We start from the raw sequence: 23,492 nt of genomic DNA, 5'->3' as shown, positions 1-23,492 counted from the left end.
GGTTTTCGACGGACACGCTCCGGAAGCTCAACAGCGAACCCCACGGACACTTCAACCACTTTGGATCGACGATGAAAATTCGAAAAGCCGTTTTTCCGGTCGCCGGCCTGGGGACCCGATTCCTGCCGGCAACCAAGGCCATGCCCAAGGAAATGCTGCCTCTGGTCGACAAGCCGATCATCCAGTACGCCGTTGAAGAAGCGCTGGCTTCGGGGATCGAAGAGATCATCTTCGTTACCGGCAAGGGAAAAAGCGCCCTCGAAGATCATTTCGACAGATCGTATCAGCTCGAAAACATGCTGCGGGAACGACACAAGGATCTGCTGCTCAAAATTGTCGCATCTGTCGTCCCGACCACGGGGACCATCGTGTACACGCGACAAAACGAGCCGTTGGGGCTTGGCCATGCCATCTGGTGCGCCAGAAACATCATCGGAGACGAACCCTTTGCCGTGCTGCTTGCCGACGATGTCATTCAGTCCGATGTGCCCGTGCTGGCCCAGATGATGGACCAATTCGACCGCCTGCGGGCCTCAATTGTCGCCATCGAAGAGGTCAATCCGGCAGACACCTCCCGATATGGCATCGTCGACCCTGTAGGCGCGCTGGATGACGTGGTCAGGATCAGGGGTCTGGTTGAAAAACCGAAACAGGAAGACGCGCCCTCCAATCTGGCCATCATCGGCCGCTATATCCTGACTCCGAGAATTTTCGATATTCTGGGAAAAGGGATTGTGGGCGCGGGAAATGAAATTCAGGTCACGGACGCCATGTCCATCCTTCTCGAAAAGCAGCCCATTTTCGGCTTCAGGTTCGAGGGAAAGCGTTTCGACTGCGGCGACAAGGCCGGCTGGCAGATGGCCAACCTGGCGTTTTCCTTGGAACGACCGGAACTTCGCGGTGAACTGCTCCCTTTTCTTGAGCAGACCATGATGAGCAACGGCATGCTCAGGAATTGACAGACAAGCGAGGAACCTAAAAAACATCGAATGTGCTGTTTTAAAATCATCCATGAAACTACTTTCTAAAATCATCACCATAATTCGTCAATCTAACTGCTGGTATTACAGGGCAAGAGGAGTGACTATTGGCAAAAATACGTTAATAAGCTTTGGAGCTTGGATAGATACCAGCAAAAAAGCAAAAGTTATTATTGGCGACAGATGCCTTATCGGCAATGGAGCAAAAATACTGGCTCATGATTGGGCAAAATACAAATTAGGCCTAAAGGGAAAATCAGAACATTACACAACTACAATAATTGGAAATCGTGTATTCATAGGAATGAATGCAATAATACTAAGCGGAATAAGAATTGAAGATGGAGCAATTATAGGAGCAGGAGCAGTTGTCACAAAAAATGTACCACAATATACAATAGCAACAGGAAATCCTGCTAAATTAATTAAAACATACAACCCTATACATTAATTAAATGCAACTAACATTCAATTGCTCACAAAACATCCAGACAAAGTTAAAATAATTTTAAAAAAAATTAATTTACAATAAAAAATAAAATCAAGGATACGGAGACAACGCAAACATGAATAACAAAATAAAAAATATACAATTATTTACAATAATAACCATATCAATGGTATTATTTAGCGAACAATCCCAAGCATCACAATATATTGGCTCTTTCAATCAAGGAGGATTTTCACGTGATATTACAATTAATGGAGACTATGGCTATATTGCCAATGGATTCAATGGACTTCAGATAGTATATCTGAATGATCCCGGCAACATTATCCTGAAAGAAACGATCACTCCAGATTATGTCCAGGGAAGAAGCACATATAATGTTCTACAAAATAATAACTTTCTCTATATGACAGACAGAACAGGCGGAGTTCTGACTTACGATATATCGGACCCTTCATCTCCGAATCTTTTATCAAGAATATTCCCCGAAGATAAATCCAACACATTGGCAATTTACAACGGAATACTCTTCATGGGCGAGGTTAGTGGCGGCATGGTTGCCTTTGACATTCAAGATCCTACTCTGCCGGTAGAAATAGGGAGGATCAAGATTCCTAATGAAACATACCCCAAGGAAGCACAAGGCATGGCTTTTAAAGATAATTTTTCCTACGTGGCCAACCCTTGGGGTGGTTTGGCCATTGTCGATATCTCAGATCCGGCCTCCATGACCATGGCCGGGTATTACAATAAGCCTCAGACTGCGTATCCAGGGGTTTGGGATGTCGCCGTACAAGGTGATTTTGCGTTCATTATCGCCCAACGTTACGGTATTCAGAGCCTGGATATTTCCGATCCGGTCAATCCCGTTTTCGCTTCGGAGCTCCTGCTCCCAATCAATTACATGGAAGGGAACGACTCACCTCCGCTTGATATCAAGATGATCAACGCAAGGTATGCCGCGGTCACCAACGGTTATGATGGTGTTTATATCATCGACACATCCGATCCCTTTGATATCAAAATTGCCGAAACCATCGACACGGTCGGGTATGCCTGGGGTGTCACCCAGCATGGAAATCGCTTGTACATCGCCGACGGCTACGACGGCATACATGTCTTCGACATATCGGAGTACACTGCCGTGCCACTGCCATCGAGCGCACTGTTGCTCCTGGCCGGGATAAGCAGTCTCTTGGCAAGAACCCGGCATCGGCTGCGGTGAGAAGCCTCCATGCTTTTTGCCCAAGCAGTTGTCGGCTCTCTTGCCGCCATCCTTCTTTTGCTGTTTTTCTCGCCCATGGGATCGGTGTCCTGGTACCTGCTGACCCGGCCGCTCATCCAACCCTATGCTTCACTGGGCTATAGCCTGGCCGGCTCGGTTCCTCTTTCCGCCGTGCTCCCGATCATTCTGATCGCAATCGCGTTTACCAACCGTTTGTGGCAAGCAAACTATATCATCCTGACCCGGCATATCCTGCCCATCTATCTCCTCCTCTATTTTTCTTCGCTTTCGTTCCTCACCACTCCGAGCTATGTGCTTTCCCTGGGGCATTGCCTGAAAATATGTACCGCCATCAGCCTGTACATCCTAGTGTACAACAGCATCAAAGACGACCGGTCCATAAACCGCCTGCTCTGGATTTACCTGCTCTGCGCCATCATCCCGATGCTGTACGGATATTATCAGTTCGTCACCGCCACCGGTCATGCCTGGAAAGGAGCCTATTACGCAGGACGTCGTGTCGACAGCCTGTTGATGGAATACAATGCCTACGGTGAATTCCTCTGTATCGCCATCTGCGCCGGACTCATGCTGTTCTTTCGCGGCAACTCGCCCAGGCGCAGGTGGCTCGTGGGTTCGTTCCTTCTTTCGCTGATCGCCAGCCTGGTCCTTTCACTGAACAGGGGGTCCTGGATCTGCCTCCTCGCGGCCCTGCTGGCCGCAGCGCCACTGTATCGGAAAACAATCAACGTTCCGCTCCTGATCGGCCTCTGTCTCCTGGTGCTGCTCGCGGCCAGTCCTGTTCTCTATCAACGGTTCATGGAATTGACCGTTGCAACCGAGTTCGGCACGAAAAACACGCTGGGCGGACGGATTGCCGCCTGGCAATCACTGTTTCCCCTCATCGGGGAACATCCCCTGATCGGGAGTGGCATCGGTGCCATTGAACCAATTCTCACCCGGACAATCGGGGCAGCCTATGCCCCCCACAACGATTACATCCGCCTTATCATTGAGGGGGGCATTCTGACCTTTCTGGCGTACATCTGGTTTCATCTGCACAACATCGTCGACAATATTTTCCGGGATCGATACCGCCTCTGGCAGATCAACTATCCTCTCCTGGTGGCCATCTTCTACTTTGCCAGCCTCTCGTTTTTTCAGAACATCATCTACAATGTCGTCGTCTTTCCGATGTTCACCGGCCTGCTGGCATTGGGGCACAAAGCCGACGCCCTCGCGCGCCAGGCTGAGACGGCTACGAAGTAACGCCATGCTGTCACTTGCATCAGGCTCCATCGTGTTCAGGAAAGAACGCTGCTGCCAGTGCGGCGCCTGCCTGGCATCCTGTCAGGACAACGCGCTGGCGGCAACCGTCGATCAGGATGGCCTGGCGACGATCCGCGTGGCTCCTGAAAAATGCACTCGATGCGGCGCATGCGTCAGGGTCTGCCCGGCCCATCAGTTGCCCTCTCTTCGCCTGGAAGACACTATCTGGCCAACAATGAAAGAGGCCGGACTCGCCTGGCATGCGGATACACGGATTCGGCAGGCGGCGTCTTCCGGGGGCGCGGCCAGGGCTCTTCTCGCCGGCTGCCTGAGCGAAGGACAGTGCGAGGCAGTCTACACCCTGATGCGGCAGAAGGAATCCCCCTGGGCGGCAGGCGCCCTGATCCGTGGACATCTCGATGCCGGTCAAGTGGCATCCTCCATGTATCTGCCCATCACGGCCCTCGAACATCTCCGTTTCACAGGAACGATCAAATCGATGGCGATTGTGGGGACAACCTGCCAACTCCTTGCCGCCACAAAGTTGCTCAAGGGCCGGGTCGAGACGCTCCTGCGGATCGCAATCCTCTGCAAGCAGCAAAAACATCTGGGGTTCACCCGGTTTGCCGGCAAACGACTCGGACTCGCCGAGCCGGGCAAACCGGATCGGGTGGATTATCGGGGTCATGGCTGGCCAGGCCGGGTTACGGTCGACAACCGTTCTCTTGAGTGGGAGCAGGCCGCCGCAATTCCCTTCGGCAAGAGGCTCTGGCGTGTCCCCGGCTGCCTTTTCTGTCCCAATCCGCTCGGTTACAAGGCAGACATCACCCTGGCGGACCCCTGGGGCCTGGAGCCATGCGACACGGCGGGCAAGACCATGGCCATTGCCTGGACAGCGACAGGAAGCACTCTGCTGCACGCGACACCGCACCTGCACTTCGAACCACGATTGGCACCAGCAGATATCAAGAGGTCGATCGACTGGCGGAACCTGCAGCGCAAAGCCCGGTTGATCAGGTTCTACCAGGGACGGAACGTGCCGGGCCGCGTGGCCCTCGGCGGCCACCTTGAACGAATCCAGACCACCGTCCTGGAACGATGCCTGAACAAGTGGAGGCTTCCCGGCGTGCTCTATAAGGTCATTGCCCATCTGCCCGACCCCCTGCACCTGATACCGGTTTCGGGAGAGCGTGAATGAAGCCCCTCAAGGCAGCCGCGCTCCTCCCATGGGGCGCATCGAACCGTTCATCGAACCGCTCCATGGCAGACTACCTCGCGGTGCTCTGCGGCACCGGCATGGCCAGGGTGCTCGCCCTGGCCAACAATGTCCTGATCGCCCGCTTCCTCGGCAGCGAGGGGTTCGGCCAGTTCAGCTTTTTTTATATCGTCATGCTCTCTGCCTGGGTCATTCCCCAGGCCTTTGACACCACCTTCGTCAAATTCGCAAAAAGCGGAGAGACGACCGGAAGGGCGGCCAGTTACTGGCGGGCCAACGTGCAGATGAAAATCCTCTACTGCGGCCTGATGCTTCTCAGCGCCTGGCCGGCCGGCCACCTGCTGGCGGTCGAATTCTTCCATAAACCGGACATATCGGAACTGCTCTGCCTCGGCCTCGTCTGCGGCTCACTTCTTTCCGTCATGAACAGCGTCGCCAGTTCCCTGCAGGTTCGGGAAAAATTCGGCCGATTCGCCGTCCTGCAAGGGCTGTATACCGCGATCACCTGCCTGGGCCTGCTGTTCCTTTTCCTGGTCACCCCCATCCGGGAAGTCGGTCCTGTCATCTCGCTGTACCTGGGCGTCTCGGCATTGACGGCAGGCATCAGCATGGTCATCCTGCTGCGTTCCACCCCGCAGCTCTTGACATTCGAGCCGGAGATCATGCAACGAATGACCCGCTTCGGTAAATGGATCTTCTTCACGGCTCTCGCCACTTACACCTTTCCCCGCATCGACGGCATGATGCTGACCAGATACCTGGATTTGAACACGCTCGGCCTGTATAGCGTGGCCGCCCAATTCACCATGATCATCGCCGTGGTCACCGGTTCGATGAGCGCCGTTTTCCTTCCCAGGGCCATGCAGGCCCTGGAAAATGGCGCCACCTTAAAACAGTACATTGTCGATTCGGCCCGACCGGTGACCATCATTCTGCTCGGCATTTTTCTGCTCGAAATCGCCGCTCCATTGGCAATCACGATCATCTATGGTCCTCAGTATGCGGCGGCGGCACAACCTCTGCGCATCCTCCTGCTGGGCTATCTGTTCAGTTCTCTCTATCTGCCCTTGTCCTTTCTCTATTACTCCCTGGATCTGCCCCAGATTCGCTTTTTGCTCGAGGCGGGGAAAATGCTGCTGGCACTTGTTCTGTTCATCCACCTCATCCCCCTCTGGGGCATGACAGGGGCCGCGGCAGCCATGACCCTTGCCTTGGTCACGAACAGCCTGGCGGCAGGCGGCCTGCTGTATTTCCTGCTGCGCAAACATCCGTCCATTCGGCTCCGCCCCGACTCCACCTCTCCAACGCTTGCAAAACACCATGACCAACATCCTCATTCCTGAAGACATCCCCAGCCACAACAAGGGTGAAGCCGCCCTGTTTTACGGCCTGCGAGAATCTCTCCGGCCGTTCGGCGACATAACTATCACCCTGTTTTCACTGTATCCGGATCTCGATCGCATCAACTATGCCGGCGAAGCAACGGTGGTGGACTCCAACGGCGTCACGCCGGCCCACATGCTCGATGGCCAAGGGAGTCGAACCACCAAACTGTGGGGTTACCTTTCCTTTGTCCTCAAACATGTATTCTTCGGACTGTCATACAAAGTGATCGGAGCCAGGGCAGCCGGGCTCATGTCCGGTCCCGCCTGGAAAGCCTATGTCGATGCAGACCTTGTTCTCATGTCGCATGACAGTTTTTACAGCCCCCTGTATCACGGTACCCAGGCCTTGCTGTTCAGGCTCATGGGAAAGCCGGCCATCATATACGCGGCCACGGTCAGACGGAAGAACACGGACAAAACCAGCCTGAAGACGCGCCTGCTCGACCGTTGGGTGGCCCATACCTCCAAACGATTGGGCAGCATTACCCTGCGCGAAGAATTATCCAAGGCGTACCTCACTGCAATAGGTGTAACCGCGGACCATGTGCCTGTATCGGTCTTTCCCGATCTGGCCTTCATCGCGCCGACCATTGGCAAGGAAGAGGCCTGGGCGCTGTTACAGTCTGAGGGTGTCCCGGAAAATCAGCCCCTGGTGGGCATGGCCGTCAGCCAGAGAAAACTGGATTTCGCCTTTCCCGGCCAAGTGCTCGAAAACCGGCGGGAAAGGGCTCTGGCTCCGATTGTGGCCGCGACGAATTATGTGACAGGCACGCTTGGAGCCACGGTGGTGTTCATCCCCCACTCCATTGGCCCTTCCCCCATCCTGGACGATCGCATCACCGCCGGCATGATCCGCGACAGAGCGTTGCATCCGGAAAAAATCATCATCGTGCGCAACGAGTATTCATCACGGGAGTTGAAGGGTATGGCGGCATGCCTGGACATGACCATCGGCACCCGTCTGCACTTCACCATCGATGCCGTCTGTGCGGCCGTGCCATCGCTTCTGATCAGCCATGACGGCGATTTTAGGTGTCACGGCATCATCGGTTCCATGCTGGGTATGCAGGAGTATGTCTACAACATCGACGCCATCGATGCCGATACCCTCATCGCGACAATCGCTGCTCTTTGGCAGCACCGGCAGGAAGTTCGCGCACATTTGGCCAGCCGTATCGACGGCATAAAAAACGACACCTACCGGCACGGCGAAACCGCCATGCGCCTTCTCGAAAAAAACGCGGCGCGCTGAAAGGGGACCGCATGAACATTCTGATCATCGAGGCTTACTCCGCCGCCAACATAGGTTCCGGGGCACTGGTGGAAAACTCTGTCCGCCTCCTCAAAGAAAACTTTCCCGGCGCCAACATCGAAGTGCTGGCGCAGACGCCGGAGTCGATCCACAAATTGACGGGGTTGCCTTGCGCCCATGAACTGATCTCCCTGCCGCTGGGACAATCCCGGCCCAGGCAAATGATGTGGCTGCTGAGGACCGGCCTGTGGATGACCATGCATGCGCTGGCCGTTTTTCTGCGAGGCAAACGCTTGCCTCTGCCGGAATCGCTCTACACGTTCGATGCCGACACCCTGGCCGCGATCCAAAAAATCAAGGCGGCTGACATGGTTGTCAGTGTCGGAGCGGAACGGATCAACGACAACTTTTACAAGGCCATTCTCTTCTCCCTGTACATGCTGTGGGTGGTGCAAACGTACAAAAAATATCTTGTCCTTTTCCCCCAAACCATCGGCCCCTTCCATTTCAGAGCGACACGATTCCTGTCGAAAAAAATCTTGAATACATGCGACGTGCTTTTTCTGCGCGACCAGAAATCGGGTGAAATCGTCAAGGAGATGGGCATTTCAGGCCCGGTGATCGTCAATACCTGTGACGTGGCGGTCCTGCAACCGGCCGTCGATCCCGAGGAAGCCCGGGGCCTGCTGAACGAATTCAACGTGCCGGAAAGGGAGCAGCCGCTCGTCGGCATGTCGGTGATGCGCTGGAGTTATATCAAGGCGCAAGGGACGAGCGGGTACGAGGAATATAAACGGGCCATTGCCACCGTGGCCGACGAATTCATCGGCCAGAAAGGCGTGCGGGTGCTGTTCATCGCCACCAACGTACTCGTCGAAGGGTGCCGTGAGGACGACGTGGCCGCCGCCCGCGACATCATGGCGTTGATGCGCAACAAGGACGAAGCGACAATCCTGGGCCGGGTCTACAGCCCGGCGCAGATGAAAGGCATCATGGGACTGCTCGATCTCTGCCTGGTGACCCGCATGCATGCCTGCATCTTCTCCACCGGCATCTGCACGCCGACCGCTGCCATCAACTATCAGTTCAAGCTCGAGGAGTACATGCGTCTGATGGGACTTGGCGAATACACCGTGGATATCGACAAGGTCACCACGGACAACCTACGAGCCCTCATGGAACGCGCCTGGGCGGACCGGAGCGTGACCCGGGAGATACTCAAAAGCAACATCACCGCCAAAAGCGCCAACCTCAAGGCGGAAATGGCCCGGCTTCCCGAATATTATGCTGGAAAAACAGATGAAAGAGACTGTGCCGAAAAAACGCCTTGATCACCTCGATATCGCCCGTGGCTTAGCCATAATTCTTGTTGTCTGGGCACACGCTGACCAGCGTATGGATCAAGCATTTTTCAAAACCAATCTGGAACTAACGAATCAAGTTATCTATTCCTTTCACATAGCGCTCTTTTTTATCATTTCCGGTTCCCTTCAGAGGAGACTCCTTGAAAGAAACGACTTGCAGTTTATGCTTATGCGATCGATCAGAGGTATTCTTGTTCCTTTCCTCTGTCTTTCCATGGCCTTTATGGCCTTGAACTTGATCACCCCAAAAAATCTGCTGGCAACTCCAACATTATATGAAATGCTCAATGGTATTTTTCTTTTTCAATCATCGGACCGGGCGCCATCAGGAGTTCTCTGGTTTTTGTTCGTGCTTTTTTGCTGCTCTTCCCTTACAGCACTCAGTTACAATATATTGAAATTAAGTATATTTCATATTTTGATCGCTGCAATTATCATAAAAATATGTTCTCCTCTGGTAGACGATATACATTTTTTAGCGGCAGGAAAATTTGCCCGCAATTATGTTTTTTTCGTCATCGGCATATATATTTCCAGCATCGTTAATGATATCCGATTTAGTTACCGGAACTATTTAATATTATTATGTGCGATTATATTATTTATACCTAATTTTGTGCTCATAGATACATACAAACCATTTTTTCAAATTATCACAGGAGTGCTCGGAAGTATAACCGCAATAAAAATAAGCAACATAATTGCCCGCCTCAATCCAACAGGTATCAATATCATAAAATATCTTGGCGTTCATTCCATTACTATTTTTGTTTTTCATATGCCATTTTTCGTGTTCATCAAACAACTGATATATAAATTTGATCTCCAACGCTCGTTCATCGGTTTTGGAACCTGGGTTATCTTAGGTTGCCTGCTGCCATTAGCTTTGGGAATCGTGTTACAGCAGATACCCCTCTGCCATGCTTTGCTGTTGGGTCGGAAACCGACGAAAATCATTCCGGCTCTCACAGAAACCAAAAAATGACAGGAATATCATGAACCGACGCGAATTCATTGCAACATGCATTTTTGCTGTTGGCGCCACGGCCATGCCCTGGCCGGTCTTCCCGATCAGAAAAACCGAAGCCGGAGCATCGCGGTGGCAGCGCCTGCCGCTGACCACCAAACGGATGAAAGAATTGGGCATAGCCGGCGGCGACGGTTTTCAGTATGTGCACGCCCTGGCCTATGCCCCGAGCAACCCGGAGATTGCCTACCTGAGCGTGGACCAGTCGGGCGTGTGGCGGTCCAATGACGGCGGTCGCAGTTGGGAGCCGAAATACAAAGGATTTCTCGCCTATGGCGCCCGGTCCCTCGCCGTTGATCCTCTCAACCCGCAGGTTGTCGTGGCCGCCGGATTTCTCGGATTCAACGCCGACGAGGCCGCCAACTATCCCAACCGATGCCAAGGCATCTACCTGACCACCGATGGCGGTGAATCCTGGCGCATGGTGCGAGCAACCGATTTCTACAAGCAGGCTGCAAAGGGTTCGTTGTTTGCTTTTGACCCTTCCGGGACTCCAAATGCGACCCGGGACCGAACCCTCGGCATCTGGTGTGCCTCGGCCAGCGAAGGCCTGCTGAAAAGCGAGAACGGCGGAGAAACGTGGAACACCACGCCTTGCAGGGAGACCGATTTACACGCCTTGGTGCTCGATCCCAAGGGACCGGGAGACGTTTTGCTTGCCTCGCCGCAGGGGTTCTGGAAATTCGCCCATGGCGCCGTGGAAAGAATCGGCACCGGCTTGCCCACCTACCCGCGTTCCATCGCCGTGAGTCCGGCCAAACCGGAACAGGTGCACGTGGCCCTCGGGCTTGCGGGAGTGGCGACTTCCGGCGACGGCGGCAGGAATTTCTCCCCACCGGTCCAGCAAATCGGCCGTTTTTTTGCGACCCTGGATGTCACCGACATCGAGGCGAGTCCCGTCGATGGCGACAGCCTCTATCTGCGGGCCAATATCAGCGCCCAGCCGCCTCATGCAAGCGACGATGGCGGCCTCACCTGGAAAAGTCCCCAGGCCGTCGACCCGGAAGGAATATTGGTGTCTCCCGGCTTTTACTACTCCAGCCCTTTCGCCCCGCACCCGACCGACCCGAAGACCTGCCTGCATGTGACCAATGGCCGGGCGCGCATCATCCGTACCGAGGACGGCGGCGCGACCTGGCATTTTTCAGGTAGCGGTTTCACCGGCGCCCGGATGGCCGACATCGTCTTCCCTGCCCCCGGAACAATGCTCTTCGGCCTGACCGACCATGGCCTCTGGCAGACCACCGATAACGGGCAGACCTTTTCCGAACTGGCAACCACGCGCATCCACGGTGCGAAGTCCGTCTCGGCGACGGCGGTGAGCGGCGAACACATCGTCGCCGGATTCGGGGCCTGGGAAAAGAAGGGCCTGACGGTCAGCCATGACGGTGGCACAACATTCCACACCTTTCCGGAATTGACGGACTCTCATCTCTTTGTAGCGTTTCACCCCGCAATACCCGGTCTGGTGTACGCCGGCCCTTTTGCCAGTAACGATCACGGCCATACCTGGCGGCGACTGTCCGAAACCGTCCGGGCCATCTCCCCTGACGGAGAGATGCTGTATGCCCTGCGGGAAGGAACTGCCGGCCGTACCGTCCTTCTCGTTTCCCGCGACCGAGGCGAGCATTTTTTCCCCGAAATGGAGCTGGGCATCTCGGCACGGGGCATCATCCAAATGGTCGTCACCCCGGCGAAAACACTGCTGCTCGCCACGACCAGAGGGATCTATCGCATTGACGGCCAGCAGGTAGAGCTTCGCGACCACCGCCACGGTCTGGCGAAAGATGCCTTCGGCACCATGTACACCCAGTGCGTCTGCTACGACCCCAACCGGCCGGAACTGGTCTACGCCGGACGCCGCGCCCTGGGTTACGGCAACGGCAACGGCGTGTTCGTTTCCTCGGACGGCGGCATGAACTGGCAGGCGGCGAATTTCAATCTGGCCCAGGGGATCACGGTGTTCGCCATCAGGATCAACCCCTTCGACAGCAGCGTCTATATCGGCACCTCGTTCGGCACCTGGTGCCTGGTCAGCTAATCCGTCGCCCCGGCACGCACTTCCCGCACCCATGAAAATCCTTTTCGCCAACAAATTCTTCCATCTGAACGGCGGTTCCGAGCGGGTTTTTTTCCAGGAACGCGCCTTCCTTCAGGAACAGGGAATCGACGTGGTCGATTTTTCCATGCAGGACCCCAGGAATTTCGCTTCATCCCATGCCGATTTCTTCGTCGATCCCATCGATTACGAGAGCGTGCGGGGCCTTGCCGGCAAGCTGAAGACCGGCCTGGCCTTCGTCCATTCACGCGAGGCCGTGCAGGCGATCAGGCGGCTCGTCCGGCAAGAACGCCCCGACATCGCCCATCTGCACAACATCTACCATCAACTGACGCCGTCGATCATTCCCGTGCTGAAGCAGCACGGCGTGAAAGTGGTGCTCACCCTGCACGACTACAAGCTGATCTGCCCCTCCTATCTGGCCCTGTGCGGCGAGACGATCTGCACCGCCTGCAACGGCCGTTCGTTCTGGAAGCCGCTCGCCCGCAACTGCCAGGGCAGTCGCGGCAAAGAGGTGCTGCTTGCGTTGGAGGCGTATTTCCACAAATGGCGCAGGAGCTATGCCGGAGTGGATCTTTTTCTGGCGCCCAGCCGGTTTCTGGCCGATCTGGTCGGCCGGCGGGTGGCGCGGGAGAGCATCAGAGTGCTGCCGAACGGCATAGAGACCACAGCGCTCCACCCCACGTATTCCGACCGGGGATACGCCCTCTATTTCGGCAGGATTGCCGAACAAAAAGGGGTCGCCACCCTCCTTGCAGCCTACAGGGCCATTGCCGGTGCATTTCCCCTGAAGATCGTCGGCACCGGCCCTCTGCTGGCGTCGCTGCCCGCCTGCTTTCCCGAGGTGGAATTTCTCGGCTACAAATCCGGAGCGGAATTGAACGAGCTTATCGCCAACGCCGCTTTTGTCGTCGTACCATCGGAAGGGTATGAAAACTGCTCCATGACGGTGCTCGAAGCCATGGCGTTCGGCAAGCCGGTGATCGGCAGCCGGATCGGCGGCATTCCCGAACAGATCGAGGACGGTGCAACCGGTTTCCTCTTTGAGATGGGCAACACGGCGGAGTTGGCCGCACGGATGAAGGAACTGGCCGCCAACCCCGACCTCCGGACAACCATGGGCAAGGCCGCCAGACGCACGTTGGAGGCATCCTATTCGCTCGCCCGGCACAATCGCGACTTGTTGAACATCTATACCAATCTTCTCAGATAACGAGCTGGAACCATGGAAGCCTGTCTTATCGTCACCTACCGGTGCAACGCCAAGTGCTACATGTGCAACACCTGGCAGCACCCGAGCAATTGGCACGAGGAATTCTCCCCCGAATTGGTGGACAAGCTGCCGGAGGGCCTCAGCTTCATCAACATCACCGGCGGCGAACCGTTTCTGCGGGCCGACATCGGGGAGATCGTCGCCAGGGCCCTGCCCAAAACCAAGCGGCTGGTCATCAGCTCGAACGGGTATTTCACCGACCGGACCATCCGGATCTTCGAACGGTTCGGCAACAAGATAGGCATCCGCGTCTCCATCGAGGGACTGCCCGCGGCCAACGACGAGCTGCGCGGCATCAAGGACGGCTTCGATCACGGCCTGAGGACGCTGACCACGCTGCACGGCATGGGAATCGCGGACATCGGCTTCGGCATGACGGTGTCGAACCGCAACGCCGGCGACCTGATCGAACTGTACCGGCTGGCCAATGCCATGGGGCTCGAATTCGCCACCGCCACCACCCACAATTCCTTTTATTTCCACACCACCGCCAACCGCTACGACGACTCCGAAGCGGTGGCCCGGGCGTTCGAGCGGGTGGCCGTCGAACTGCTGAAGACCGGCAGGCCGAAGAACTGGTTCAGGGCCTATTTCAACATGGGCCTGGCCCGCAAGGCACGGGGGCAAAAACGTGCCCTGCCCTGCGAGGTGGGAACGGACATGTTCTTTGTCGATCCGGCCGGCAACGTCCTGCCCTGCAACGGCTCCGACGAGCCCATGATCATGGGCAATCTGCACGAACAGGAATTCGCCGACATCTGGCAGGGGCCCGGAGCGGAGGCGATCCGCAGGCGGGTGGCGGGCTGCCCCAAGCAATGCTGGATGATCGGTTCCGCCGCCCCGGCCATGCGGAAGCGGATCGCGGTGCCGGCCCGCTGGGTCCTGAAAAACAAACTGCGGCTTCTGCTGAACAAAAAAAAGCCGCATTGCCTCGATCCCATCGGCGAATGACCACTCCGATTCTCCCGGATCGCCCGCGGACGTGCCACATGACGGAAATCCACCCGGACTTGGTGCGCATCCATGCTGTCAACTCCGCATGGATGGCCCGTTTGGCGGCCTTAAACAAAGACCGATACAACCATAACAAAAAACAAACAGTAAACAGGTATAAAGGCAGTGTCACACCTGCTGCCCGGTGATGAACCGTGCATACATGGAGCGGCCAGCCGTCGGGAACGGGGAATCGATCCCGACGGCTGGCAGTCATTGACCGATTGCCTCTTCCGTAAGGAAATACAGTGAAAACGAAAACTCGTGACACACCGGGCCAGGAAGAACGCAGCCAGCGGTCCAAAAAAGAAACGCAGCACGACAAGTTTCTGCGTCTTTGCGCCTATATCGAGGAAATCAGGAAAATGGGCCTGACCGGCCACATCAAGGTGAATTTCAACAAGGGTCATATCTGCAAGATCGAAAAATACGAAGAAGTCCTCCGCGACTGAAACCTTTTCCCCTTTCCATGCCAACGATCATGCACGACAAGCGATTCACTTTCCCAAGAAGGGCGAAGCGTTGCCTGGCCGCTTGTCTGCTGCTGCTCGCCTGCCACGGCCAGGCAATGGCAACCGTCCACAAGACTCCGGCCCCCGACCAGGTGAATCCGCTTGTTTCCTGGCATGACGGACGACTCACCGTCAAGGCCAGATCGGTCCCCTTGCAGCAGGTGCTCGACGCCATCGCCAAAAACTGCAATTTACGGATCTTCACGCCATCCGCGGAAAAAATCGCGATACTGGCCGATGTCGACGTTACCGATCAGAAGGTCGAGCAAGTGCTGGCAGACCTGCTCAAGGGCTGCAATTATCTCGTCGTCTACAACGAAGCCAGGGAAAACACCGGGCTGGTCGCCTCGCGGGCAAGTGTCTCCTCCTCTGCCGATTCTTCCCTGCTGGCCAGTTCCGTTCCGGACGAAGCCCCCTTGCCGGTCCGGGACGAGAAGGAAGAGCAGGCCGATTATTTCCGCCAGCAGATCGAGGTGCTCAGGGAGCGGATCGCCAGCGGTGCTTCGGACCGGATGTATGCCATCGCCGTCAAGACCAAATCACCGGAGTTCGTTCAGGACGATCGCAAGCTGCTCGCCAGCTATGAGGAACGGCTGGCCAACCTGACCCAGTAATTCCATGTCCACTGCTCAGGCAGGAATATCTCGACGCGTGCGCCGCGGATAAATCTCGTAATTGCGGCGAGATTCTTTACAGCATCGCTCCTCGAAACGACACGAGCCCCTGCCGGCATTCGCTGAGCGAGGCATGCTTTTGTCGATGTGAAAATGGACGAAAACCGGTGCCGGCCGCCCTCGCCCAGCCAGGGCGGGCCGCACGCGACAAGAAAAAACCAGGAGCGATGATGCCGCCCTGTCTTCCCGTCGGGTCGGACCTTCACGAGTGTAAAACAATTTCCGAGCCGAAATCTGGCCAAGCGTTAACGGGAAACTAAAAAACAACCTGTACACTGCGGGCGCACACAGGCAGAAACGGTCAGAACGCTGACCGCGGACCGGACTCCCGGCCCCCACTGCACAAGGGTACTTTGCTGGCTTCATCATCGATGCAGCACCAGAAAGCCCGGATTCGACGGATGCATAGCTTCGTCTGGTCCGGGCTTTTTTTGTTGCACGAGGGAATTCCCGCCGATGTCGGGAACCGGAGCAGGTTGTCGTCCTGGGGAACGCCGTGCAACCGCATGCCATCCGATGCCTGCATGTGCACCGCAAGGTGCAACCGAGGGAACGGGCACACAAACAACGGAGAAGAATCGATGAAAAAGGGATGGAGCACGCCACTCTTTTCGCCCTGCACGCGGCCATGAAGATCTTCGTGACCGGCACACGGGGCATTCCGGATATCCCCGGCGGAGTGGAAAAACATTGCCAGGAGCTGTATCCCCGGATTGCGGCCATGGGCCACGAGGTGTTTCTGGCGACCCGGCAACCCTATGTCACCCGGCCCCAGCCGAAATGGCGCGGGGTGCGGCTGGTGCACACCGCCTGCCCCCGGCGCAAAAGCCTGGAGGCGATCGTGCATACCTTCGCCACCATCCTCAAGGCGCGGCGGATCCGGCCGGACCTGGTCCACATCCATGCCATTGGCCCGGCCCTGATGGTGCCGCTCGCCCGGCTGCTCGGCCTCCGGGTCGTGGTCACCCATCACGGACCGGACTATGAGCGGCGTAAATGGGGCCGAATGGCCAAGACCATGCTCCGCCTCGGGGAATATTCCGGCGGCCGGTTCGCCAACGAGGTCATCGTCATTTCCAGGGTGATCGCCAATATCGTCACCGCCCGATGCGGCCGCCCGGTTCATCTGATCCGAAACGGCGTTTCCCTGCCGCAGCCGCCGAACGCCACCGATCACCTGGAACGGCTCGGCATCGAGCCCGGTTCCTATATCCTCGCCGTGGCCCGGTTCGTGCCGGAAAAGGGCCTGCACGACCTTGTCGAGGCGTTCGCGGCGCTGGAGGGCGACATCCGCCTGGTCATCGCCGGCGACGCCGACCATCAGACCGACTACAGCAGGGAGCTGCGGCTCCGTGCCGGCCGGGACAGCCGAATCGTCCTGACCGGTTATCTCACCGGCGAACCGCTGCACCAACTGTATTCCCATGCCGCCCTGTTCGTCCTGCCGTCCTACCACGAAGGACTGCCCATCGCTCTGCTGGAGGCGATGAGCTACGGCTTGCCGGTGCTGGTGTCCGACATCCCCGCCAACAGGGAAATCGACCTGCCCGCCTCGCGGTACGTTCAACCCGGCAACACGATGGAATTGACGGCAAAACTGCGCGCCTTTGCCAAGGCCGGCATACCGGCAGAGGAAAAGATCCTGTTCCGCAAGCGGATCGAACAGCAGTACAACTGGTCGACCATTGCCGGCCAGACCGTTGCCGTCTATGAACAGGCCCTGGCCGGGCCGGAACACGACATCGCATGGGCGCGCTTCTCCAGGCGCGGCGGCGCCCCGGCGGCACGCCTCGCGGCCGGGTCCGAGGGCGGCTTTGAACAACGCCCGATAGAAACGTGACGCCAGGCCGCTCCGTTTTCCCGTCGGAGCGGGCCGACACAATTGTAAAACAATTTCCAAGCTGAAATTTGGCCGAGCGTTAACGGGAACCTAAAAAACACCGTGTACAGTGAAAACGCGAAAGGGCAAGAGCCGGATCAGCGCACCAATTGAAAAACCGCGTCTCGCGCCATACACCGCACCCAGGGTACTTTGCTGGCTTCATCACCGATGCAGCACCAGAAAGCCCGGATCAGACGGCACGTTGTTCATCCGTCGATCCGGGCTTTTTTTATTGAAGGAGGGGGTTTTCACCGGACAGTGAAAACCGAGAGAGAAGCAAGAAACAGGAGGTGGCTCACGAGGGAGAATCTGTCGTCTAAGGAGGGAACGTAGTCCAACCACATTCAACTTCAACCACAAATGTTTGCATACGCGTCGCAACGAGCGACCAAGTAAAAAACACAAAAAACGGAGAAAAAACAATGAAAAAGGGAATTGCAGCAGGTATCGCAGGTCTGCTCATGATGGGCACCGCCTCTCAGGCTCTGGCATCTTTCGAAACCAATCATCTGGTCATGTCCATTTATGACACGGCTTCCAATCAGGAAATGGGTATCGATCTGGGCAACATCACCACCATGGATCTGTCCTCCCAGAACGTGGTCCTGGCCTCGGGACTGAGCTTCGACGGCTGGAATTTCAACAAATACACCTCCGGCATCGGCCTCTGGACTGATGTCAGCGACGAACCGAACAACCTTTTCTCAGGTTACTTCGGAATCACCAACGCCACCGGAACCGCTAAAATCTCTTCGACTTATACCAACGCGGTTTCCTTCTGGGATAACGAAATGGCTATTCGAGGCGCATACGGTAGACTCGATACCAACAGCGACGGGATCACCACGTTAGCCGCTACTCATTGGTCTAGTTATGCTACTTTATTTAATCTTGCTCCTGCCAATTACGCTGGCTTGCACAACGGTACGAACTATGAAGCGGAATTTCCCCTCACCGCTGACTACGTGGATCTGTACCTCTACCAATTCACCACCGACATGGACACCTGGGACATCGTGCAAGATGGCGGCATCAAGGCTGTTTTCCGCCTGACCGCCGATGGCCAGGTCATCCTCAATCCGAACGCCACCTCCGGCAGCGAGGTGCCGGTTCCCGGCGCCGCCTGGCTGCTCGGTTCCGGCCTGATCGGTCTGGCCGGCCTGCGTCGGAGATTCAACGGCTGATGCAGTCGATTGAACACAACCATTCACCCCGCTCTGCGGGGTGAATACACGCTCGTATCATTTATCCCCAAGGAGGGACCATGAAAAAAGTACTGAAAGCCGCCGCCCTCGGTGCATCCGTTGTCGCTTTGGCCACTGCTGCTTCCGCCGCAGATCTGAACATGAACATTTACGGCGCTTCCGCCCAGGGTAAATTCTGGAACACCTATGCCGAGACCTTTCTCGAGGCCGCCGTGGCCGACGGCGGCATGGGCTGCACCGACTCCGTCAAGGGTTACGCCGACCCCAAGTCCGCAGGTGGAAGCGAGAAACTGGGCATTACCGTGGGCTTCGACTGCGCCGGCAACGGCGGCGACGACGTCTACATCCGCTACACCTCCAACAAGTCGGTCGAAGGTCCCCGTGCGGTCATGAACAAGGACCCGCAGGAGAACGATACCTGTATCACCGGCAACCCGGCCAACGATGGTCTGCGCAAGCAAGCCCATTACGATAAGGTGGCAGGGACCTTCACCACTGCCTGCCTGGATGTCCATGTCGGCGCCTCAGACGTGGCTTCCGAGGCCTTCACCCAGGAAAGCCACGGCAACAAGAACGGCACCTATGATAGTACCTCGTTCGACGAGGTACTCGATCCGGTGACCATTCCCGGCCTGGATCAAATCGGCACCGCCGAACGACCCATCGTCGTGCCGTTCGCCTTCTTCGCCAACAATGCCCTCGATAACATCGACAATCTCACCCGCCAGCAGCTTCTGCTGGTCATGAGCGGTGGCATCAACAAGTGGAGCCAATTCGGTCCGGGTTACCCGAACAAAAAGGTGGTGCTGTGCATGCGCCACGCCGGTTCCGGCACCCATGCCACCCTAGATAAGGCCATTCTGCGCGGAGACAAGAGCTTACCTAAAAATCAGGCTGCCAATGTGCCGCCAACGCTTCCCAGGGCAGGCATCATGTTCCACGAGTCCTCTGGTGACATGATGAAATGCGTGAATCAGAACGGCAACAGCACCAACTACACCACCAGCAACGCGGCGGCCATCGGCTATGCCGACGCCGACGCCATTGCGAAGACCTACAATGCCGACGGTTCGGAAAACAACACCGATTACCCCAACGTTAAGCGTCTGAAGTACAACGGTAAGGGCGAGGGCATGACTCCGACCAACCTGGCCACCTATGGCTATTCGGCCCTGAAGAACGAAATCATCAACGGCAGCTACGAGTTCTGGTCCGCCCAGTGGATGTACATCAAGGCCGACCAGGAAAACGCGGCAACGGTCAACCTGTACGACAAAATGATGGCTTACGCCTCGTCCACCGAGCTGCCCTGCCCCGGCCTGGGCTGTTACTGGATGACTGCCAATGAAGTCAATGTCACCAAGGAAGATGACAGTTCCGTTCCGCATTTCTAACCCGGGCGTGTCCCTCTGATTTTTTTCTTGCTGGGGAGAATCTCGATCGAGATTCTCCCCCTTCTCATTTCTTCCGTCCGGATGCCCTCCCTTCATCCGGACATTGTGTTCATCTTTGCAAGATTTCACGATTTTACCGAAGAATCGCATTCTAATGGTTATCTAATCAAATCCTGCCTCCGGTGGAACAATTCACCGGTACAATTCTACCCTCGCAACAAGCCAGGATAATGAACAAGTTACGCACTTCTCCCACAAGGATTACAAGGACTGCACAATGATCGTCAGGCATCCCGCTCATGTCCTCTTTCCCCTGATGCTGCTCCTCCTCTGCGGCTGTTCGGAGCCTCCTCGTTTCGCCAAGCCCGGCGACCGGGTCGAGGCAGACTATACCTGCCGCCTTGCCGATGGCGGTTTGGTCGAAACGACCTTGGCCCACGTGGCCGGCAACGACACCCTGGCCAGATCGCCGATCTTTTCCCTGCGCGACAGCTACCGCCCCTTCTCCTTCCAGGTGTCGGAGCAATCGGCCGGTCCGCAAAGCAAGCCCTTCGATCCACTCGAGCAAAAAATTGGCGCAGCCATCGCCAACCGGATCACCGAACTTCCTCTTGATCGGACAACGCCGCTGCATCTGCAAAGCGCACAGATCGAAAACTTTCCTCCCCGTGATCGGTATCTGCGCATGGCCACGAACTTCACCCTGCCGCGCATGCGGGAGATGCCCGTGCAGGAATTCGAGGCCCGTTACGGCCAAACGCCCCAAACACCCGGCACCAAAGTGGGCGAGGACAGCGACTATCCGGGGGTCGTCCGAGGAGTGAACAACGAGTTCGTCATCATCTACTACTCGGTCCGTGCCGAGGCGCACATGCCCTTGGCATGGGGGACAGGCGTTGCGAAGGAGAAGGATGCCGACACCTTCGAGGTGACAGTGGATGTCCGGCCTGATCAGCTCGTGCCGCGCATCGGTGGACTGCCCGGCCGGGTTTCGTCGGTTGAAAAGGATCAGTTCGTTATCGACTTCGCGCAATCGTTCGCCGGGGAGACCCTGTTCTGCGAGGTGACACCGCGGTCGTATGTTCCGGACCGGCAGGCAAAGCAATCGCCGGTCAACTGGGTCGACGATTTCGACCGGGGACTGGAACAAGCACGGCAGCAGGGCAAACCGGCGGTCCTTTTCCTCTATGCCGACGAGTGCCCCACCTGCGAACAGATGCTGAACCGGACCTTTCCGGACCCTGCCCTCGACCGCTGGCGGGAGCAGTTCATCTGGATAAAAGCCAGCGGCACCCAGCATCCCGAGTATGCCGACCGGTTCAAGCAGCGGGAATATCCCCTGATTGTGGTCCTCAACGGCATGGGCGGGGAACTCGATCTGCTTCCGGGTCTGCACGATCTGCCGACGCTGGCCTACAGACTCGACCAAGTGCTCGCCAAACGCACCAAAGGGTGAGCAGGCGCCATGAACCACCGTTTTTTCCGTATGCCGACGATGCCGACCATGCCGGAGAAAGTCGCCCTGCTCTTGTCCGCGCTGGTCTTCGGCTCGTCACTGTTCAGTGTGCCCCTGCCGACGATGGCCGACGATGAACCGGCGATGCAGTTCGAGATCCAGGGATTCATCGTCGAGGGCAACACGCTCCTGCCCGATAGGCCGGTGGACGACGGCCCGCACTCGCCCTTCAAGGACATACCGACCATCCAGACCGAACTGGAGGGCTTCATCGGGCCGGACAAGACCGTTGACGATATCGAAAAGGCACGGGCATCGCTGGAACAGACCTACCACAAACAGGGCTATCCCACCGTGTTGGTCAACATCCCCGAGCAGACCATGGAGGACGGCATGGTTCGCCTCGAGGTCATCGAAAGCACCATCCGACGGGTCCGGGTGACCGGCAACAACTATTTCACCATGGAAAACATCCTCTCGGACATGCCCACCCTGCGTGAAGGCGAGGTCCTGAACCTACCCCATCTGCAGGAGGAACTGATGCTGGCCAACCGCAGCCAGGATCTGCGGGTCGAGCCGCTGCTGGTGCCGGGCAAGGAGTTCGGTACCGTAGACGTGGAACTGAAGATCGAGGACAGCATGCCGCTGCACGGTAGTCTGGAACTGAACAACCGCAACTCCAACGACACTACCGACCTGCGACTCAATGCCGTGCTCCGCTACGACAACCTGTGGCAAAAGGAACATTCCGTCTCGGTGCAGTACCAGACTTCGCCTCAGGACACCGATGAAGTGCAGGTAATCGCCGGTTCCTATGTCCTACCCACCCCCTGGCACGACGACCACCGCCTGGCCTTCTTTTCCGTCTGGTCGGACAGCAACACCGCCTTCGGCGAGGGTTTCCAGATGGTGGGCTCGGGCTACATCTTCGGCGCCCGCTATATCCTGCCCCTGGCGCCGTACGAGGAGTTCGTCCACAACATCTCGGCCGGCTTCGACTACAAGGATTTCAACGAAACGGCCACCTTCTTCGACGAAAACCTGAAAACGCCGATCACCTACCTGCCCTTCACCTGCGCCTACAACGGCATGCTTTCCGGCAAGGAAAGTTCGACCCGGTTCAGCGCCGGGCTGAATACGGCTTTTCGCGACCTGGTATCCGACCAGCGGGAATTCGAGGTGAAACGCTACCGCGCCAGGGCCGACTATATTTATCTTACCGCCGGAGTGGAACACGAGCATAAGCTACCCTGGGACACCAGCCTGTTCGTCAAGGTCGATGGCCAGCTCGCCGACCAGCCGCTGATCTCCAACGAGCAGTACACCACCGGCGGCATGGAGAGCGTGCGGGGCTACAAGGAAAGCTCCAGCGCCGGCGACGACGCCATCCATTCCACGGTGGAACTCCGCGGACCCGACCTGGGGGCGCTGGTTCCCTTGCTGGCGTCCATCCCGTTGGCGGCGCAGCCCTTTGCTTTCTACGACATGGCCTGCCTGTCGGTCATCGATCCTCTGGCCAGCCAGGATGGCAACATCAACCTGCAGGGGGCCGGTTTCGGCCTGCGGGGCTCGGCCACCGGGTATCTGGAGTATGAAACCGACGTGGCCTGGTCTCTACGGCAGAGGGAAGAGGTCGATGCGGGCGATATGACCATCTATTTCAGGGTAAAGGCAAAATTTTAACGCGTTTGGCGCGGATCCCGCACAAACGACAGCAGAGCATAAAGCCAAAACCAGGGCAACCTGGTGACGGAAAGCCACAGACCCGACCTCCGGGTGGCTGGGTTGCCTCGTGTGTGAACGATCTCTTTTCCGGCATGGAAAAGACAACAATCAGGCGTCCATCGCATGATGCGAGCCGGTGACGCCTGCCAC

The 23,492-nt window shown here is 56.9% G+C and carries 19 protein-coding genes and 1 riboswitch; all 19 genes read left to right on the top strand.

The genetic code is table 11. The features are described from left to right. The first annotated feature begins 71 nt into the window (after positions 1 to 71). The 19 genes from galU (at position 72) to Q362_RS0113400 (ending at position 23,300) form a co-directional block, all read left to right on the top strand. Complete coding sequence (gene galU / locus Q362_RS0113485; RefSeq protein WP_028319120.1) at positions 72 to 959, top strand: UTP--glucose-1-phosphate uridylyltransferase GalU; 888 nt, start codon at positions 72 to 74, stop codon at positions 957 to 959. A gap of 52 nt (positions 960 to 1,011) precedes the next feature. Next, positions 1,012 to 1,431: an acyltransferase gene (locus Q362_RS22905; protein WP_084312719.1), complete on the top strand. Its 420-nt coding sequence runs from the start codon at positions 1,012 to 1,014 to the stop codon at positions 1,429 to 1,431. Positions 1,432 to 1,546: 115 nt separating this feature from the next. Next, positions 1,547 to 2,656 (top strand): LVIVD repeat-containing protein, encoded by a 1,110-nt coding sequence (locus Q362_RS22900; RefSeq protein ID WP_084312717.1) that lies wholly within the window; start codon positions 1,547 to 1,549, stop codon positions 2,654 to 2,656. A gap of 9 nt (positions 2,657 to 2,665) precedes the next feature. Next, entirely contained in the window at positions 2,666 to 3,925 is a 1,260-nt protein-coding gene (locus tag Q362_RS0113475; protein ID WP_028319118.1) for an O-antigen ligase family protein, read from the top strand. A 4-nt stretch (positions 3,926 to 3,929) separates the two neighbouring features. Further along, positions 3,930 to 5,123 (top strand): Coenzyme F420 hydrogenase/dehydrogenase, beta subunit C-terminal domain, encoded by a 1,194-nt coding sequence (locus Q362_RS0113470; RefSeq protein ID WP_169737427.1) that lies wholly within the window; start codon positions 3,930 to 3,932, stop codon positions 5,121 to 5,123. Positions 5,124 to 5,185: 62 nt separating this feature from the next. Beyond that, the gene (locus Q362_RS0113465; RefSeq protein ID WP_028319116.1) at positions 5,186 to 6,484 is read left to right on the top strand and encodes a lipopolysaccharide biosynthesis protein; all 1,299 of its coding nucleotides are present in this window, start codon (positions 5,186 to 5,188) and stop codon (positions 6,482 to 6,484) included. Further along, a complete protein-coding gene (locus Q362_RS0113460) occupies positions 6,462 to 7,778 on the top strand; it encodes a polysaccharide pyruvyl transferase family protein (protein ID WP_028319115.1) in 1,317 nt (438 codons plus the stop codon). The genes Q362_RS0113465 and Q362_RS0113460 overlap by 23 nt, the downstream gene beginning before the upstream one ends. Positions 7,779 to 7,789: 11 nt before the next feature. Further along, complete coding sequence (locus Q362_RS0113455) at positions 7,790 to 9,109, top strand: polysaccharide pyruvyl transferase family protein (RefSeq protein ID WP_028319114.1); 1,320 nt, start codon at positions 7,790 to 7,792, stop codon at positions 9,107 to 9,109. Then, the gene (locus Q362_RS0113450) at positions 9,078 to 10,127 is read left to right on the top strand and encodes an acyltransferase family protein (protein ID WP_028319113.1); all 1,050 of its coding nucleotides are present in this window, start codon (positions 9,078 to 9,080) and stop codon (positions 10,125 to 10,127) included. Before Q362_RS0113455 ends, Q362_RS0113450 begins: the two co-directional genes overlap by 32 nt. Positions 10,128 to 10,137: 10 nt before the next feature. Beyond that, a complete protein-coding gene (locus Q362_RS0113445; protein ID WP_028319112.1) occupies positions 10,138 to 12,210 on the top strand; it encodes a beta propeller repeat protein in 2,073 nt (690 codons plus the stop codon). Between the two features lie 31 nt (positions 12,211 to 12,241). Beyond that, the gene (locus tag Q362_RS0113440) at positions 12,242 to 13,441 is read left to right on the top strand and encodes a glycosyltransferase family 4 protein (RefSeq protein WP_028319111.1); all 1,200 of its coding nucleotides are present in this window, start codon (positions 12,242 to 12,244) and stop codon (positions 13,439 to 13,441) included. A gap of 12 nt (positions 13,442 to 13,453) precedes the next feature. Further along, positions 13,454 to 14,452, top strand: coding sequence for a radical SAM protein (locus Q362_RS0113435; RefSeq protein WP_028319110.1), 999 nt, complete (start codon positions 13,454 to 13,456; stop codon positions 14,450 to 14,452). Positions 14,453 to 14,742: 290 nt separating this feature from the next. Further along, positions 14,743 to 14,946 carry a hypothetical protein gene (locus Q362_RS0113430; RefSeq protein WP_028319109.1) on the top strand — a complete coding sequence of 68 codons (204 nt, stop codon included), beginning with the start codon at positions 14,743 to 14,745 and terminating at the stop codon, positions 14,944 to 14,946. 29 nt (positions 14,947 to 14,975) lie between these two features. Next, a complete protein-coding gene (locus Q362_RS0113425) occupies positions 14,976 to 15,620 on the top strand; it encodes a hypothetical protein (protein WP_157470123.1) in 645 nt (214 codons plus the stop codon). A 652-nt stretch (positions 15,621 to 16,272) separates the two neighbouring features. Next, positions 16,273 to 17,520 (top strand): glycosyltransferase family 4 protein, encoded by a 1,248-nt coding sequence (locus Q362_RS20680; protein ID WP_245590229.1) that lies wholly within the window; start codon positions 16,273 to 16,275, stop codon positions 17,518 to 17,520. A 464-nt stretch (positions 17,521 to 17,984) separates the two neighbouring features. Next, positions 17,985 to 18,746, top strand: a complete 762-nt coding sequence (locus Q362_RS24295; RefSeq protein ID WP_028319107.1) for a VPLPA-CTERM sorting domain-containing protein — start codon at positions 17,985 to 17,987, stop codon at positions 18,744 to 18,746. A gap of 80 nt (positions 18,747 to 18,826) precedes the next feature. Further along, complete coding sequence (locus Q362_RS0113410; protein ID WP_028319106.1) at positions 18,827 to 20,161, top strand: substrate-binding domain-containing protein; 1,335 nt, start codon at positions 18,827 to 18,829, stop codon at positions 20,159 to 20,161. A 277-nt stretch (positions 20,162 to 20,438) separates the two neighbouring features. Beyond that, positions 20,439 to 21,617: a thioredoxin family protein gene (locus Q362_RS0113405; protein ID WP_028319105.1), complete on the top strand. Its 1,179-nt coding sequence runs from the start codon at positions 20,439 to 20,441 to the stop codon at positions 21,615 to 21,617. Positions 21,618 to 21,665: 48 nt separating this feature from the next. Further along, positions 21,666 to 23,300: a ShlB/FhaC/HecB family hemolysin secretion/activation protein gene (locus Q362_RS0113400; protein WP_028319104.1), complete on the top strand. Its 1,635-nt coding sequence runs from the start codon at positions 21,666 to 21,668 to the stop codon at positions 23,298 to 23,300. Positions 23,301 to 23,333: 33 nt separating this feature from the next. Next, positions 23,334 to 23,410: riboswitch (cyclic di-GMP riboswitch) on the top strand. The last annotated feature ends 82 nt before the right edge of the window (positions 23,411 to 23,492 follow it).

This window comes from Desulfobulbus elongatus DSM 2908 (assembly GCF_000621145.1).
In the GTDB taxonomy this organism is placed as follows: domain Bacteria; phylum Desulfobacterota; class Desulfobulbia; order Desulfobulbales; family Desulfobulbaceae; genus Desulfobulbus; species Desulfobulbus elongatus.
This window is presented reverse-complemented; position numbering and strand designations above follow the sequence as displayed.

Coding starts and splice junctions, on each gene's coding strand:
- Q362_RS0113470 (WP_169737427.1), top strand. CDS start 3,930: ATGCTGTCACTTGCATCAGGCTCCATCGTGTTCAGGAAAGAACGCTGC.
- galU (WP_028319120.1), top strand. CDS start 72: ATGAAAATTCGAAAAGCCGTTTTTCCGGTCGCCGGCCTGGGGACCCGA.
- Q362_RS24295 (WP_028319107.1), top strand. CDS start 17,985: ATGAAAAAGGGAATTGCAGCAGGTATCGCAGGTCTGCTCATGATGGGC.
- Q362_RS0113475 (WP_028319118.1), top strand. CDS start 2,666: ATGCTTTTTGCCCAAGCAGTTGTCGGCTCTCTTGCCGCCATCCTTCTT.
- Q362_RS22905 (WP_084312719.1), top strand. CDS start 1,012: ATGAAACTACTTTCTAAAATCATCACCATAATTCGTCAATCTAACTGC.
- Q362_RS0113460 (WP_028319115.1), top strand. CDS start 6,462: ATGACCAACATCCTCATTCCTGAAGACATCCCCAGCCACAACAAGGGT.
- Q362_RS0113425 (WP_157470123.1), top strand. CDS start 14,976: ATGCACGACAAGCGATTCACTTTCCCAAGAAGGGCGAAGCGTTGCCTG.
- Q362_RS0113450 (WP_028319113.1), top strand. CDS start 9,078: ATGAAAGAGACTGTGCCGAAAAAACGCCTTGATCACCTCGATATCGCC.
- Q362_RS0113400 (WP_028319104.1), top strand. CDS start 21,666: ATGCCGGAGAAAGTCGCCCTGCTCTTGTCCGCGCTGGTCTTCGGCTCG.
- Q362_RS0113455 (WP_028319114.1), top strand. CDS start 7,790: ATGAACATTCTGATCATCGAGGCTTACTCCGCCGCCAACATAGGTTCC.
- Q362_RS0113440 (WP_028319111.1), top strand. CDS start 12,242: ATGAAAATCCTTTTCGCCAACAAATTCTTCCATCTGAACGGCGGTTCC.
- Q362_RS22900 (WP_084312717.1), top strand. CDS start 1,547: ATGAATAACAAAATAAAAAATATACAATTATTTACAATAATAACCATA.
- Q362_RS0113405 (WP_028319105.1), top strand. CDS start 20,439: ATGATCGTCAGGCATCCCGCTCATGTCCTCTTTCCCCTGATGCTGCTC.
- Q362_RS0113465 (WP_028319116.1), top strand. CDS start 5,186: ATGGCAGACTACCTCGCGGTGCTCTGCGGCACCGGCATGGCCAGGGTG.
- Q362_RS0113435 (WP_028319110.1), top strand. CDS start 13,454: ATGGAAGCCTGTCTTATCGTCACCTACCGGTGCAACGCCAAGTGCTAC.
- Q362_RS0113410 (WP_028319106.1), top strand. CDS start 18,827: ATGAAAAAAGTACTGAAAGCCGCCGCCCTCGGTGCATCCGTTGTCGCT.
- Q362_RS20680 (WP_245590229.1), top strand. CDS start 16,273: ATGGAGCACGCCACTCTTTTCGCCCTGCACGCGGCCATGAAGATCTTC.
- Q362_RS0113445 (WP_028319112.1), top strand. CDS start 10,138: ATGAACCGACGCGAATTCATTGCAACATGCATTTTTGCTGTTGGCGCC.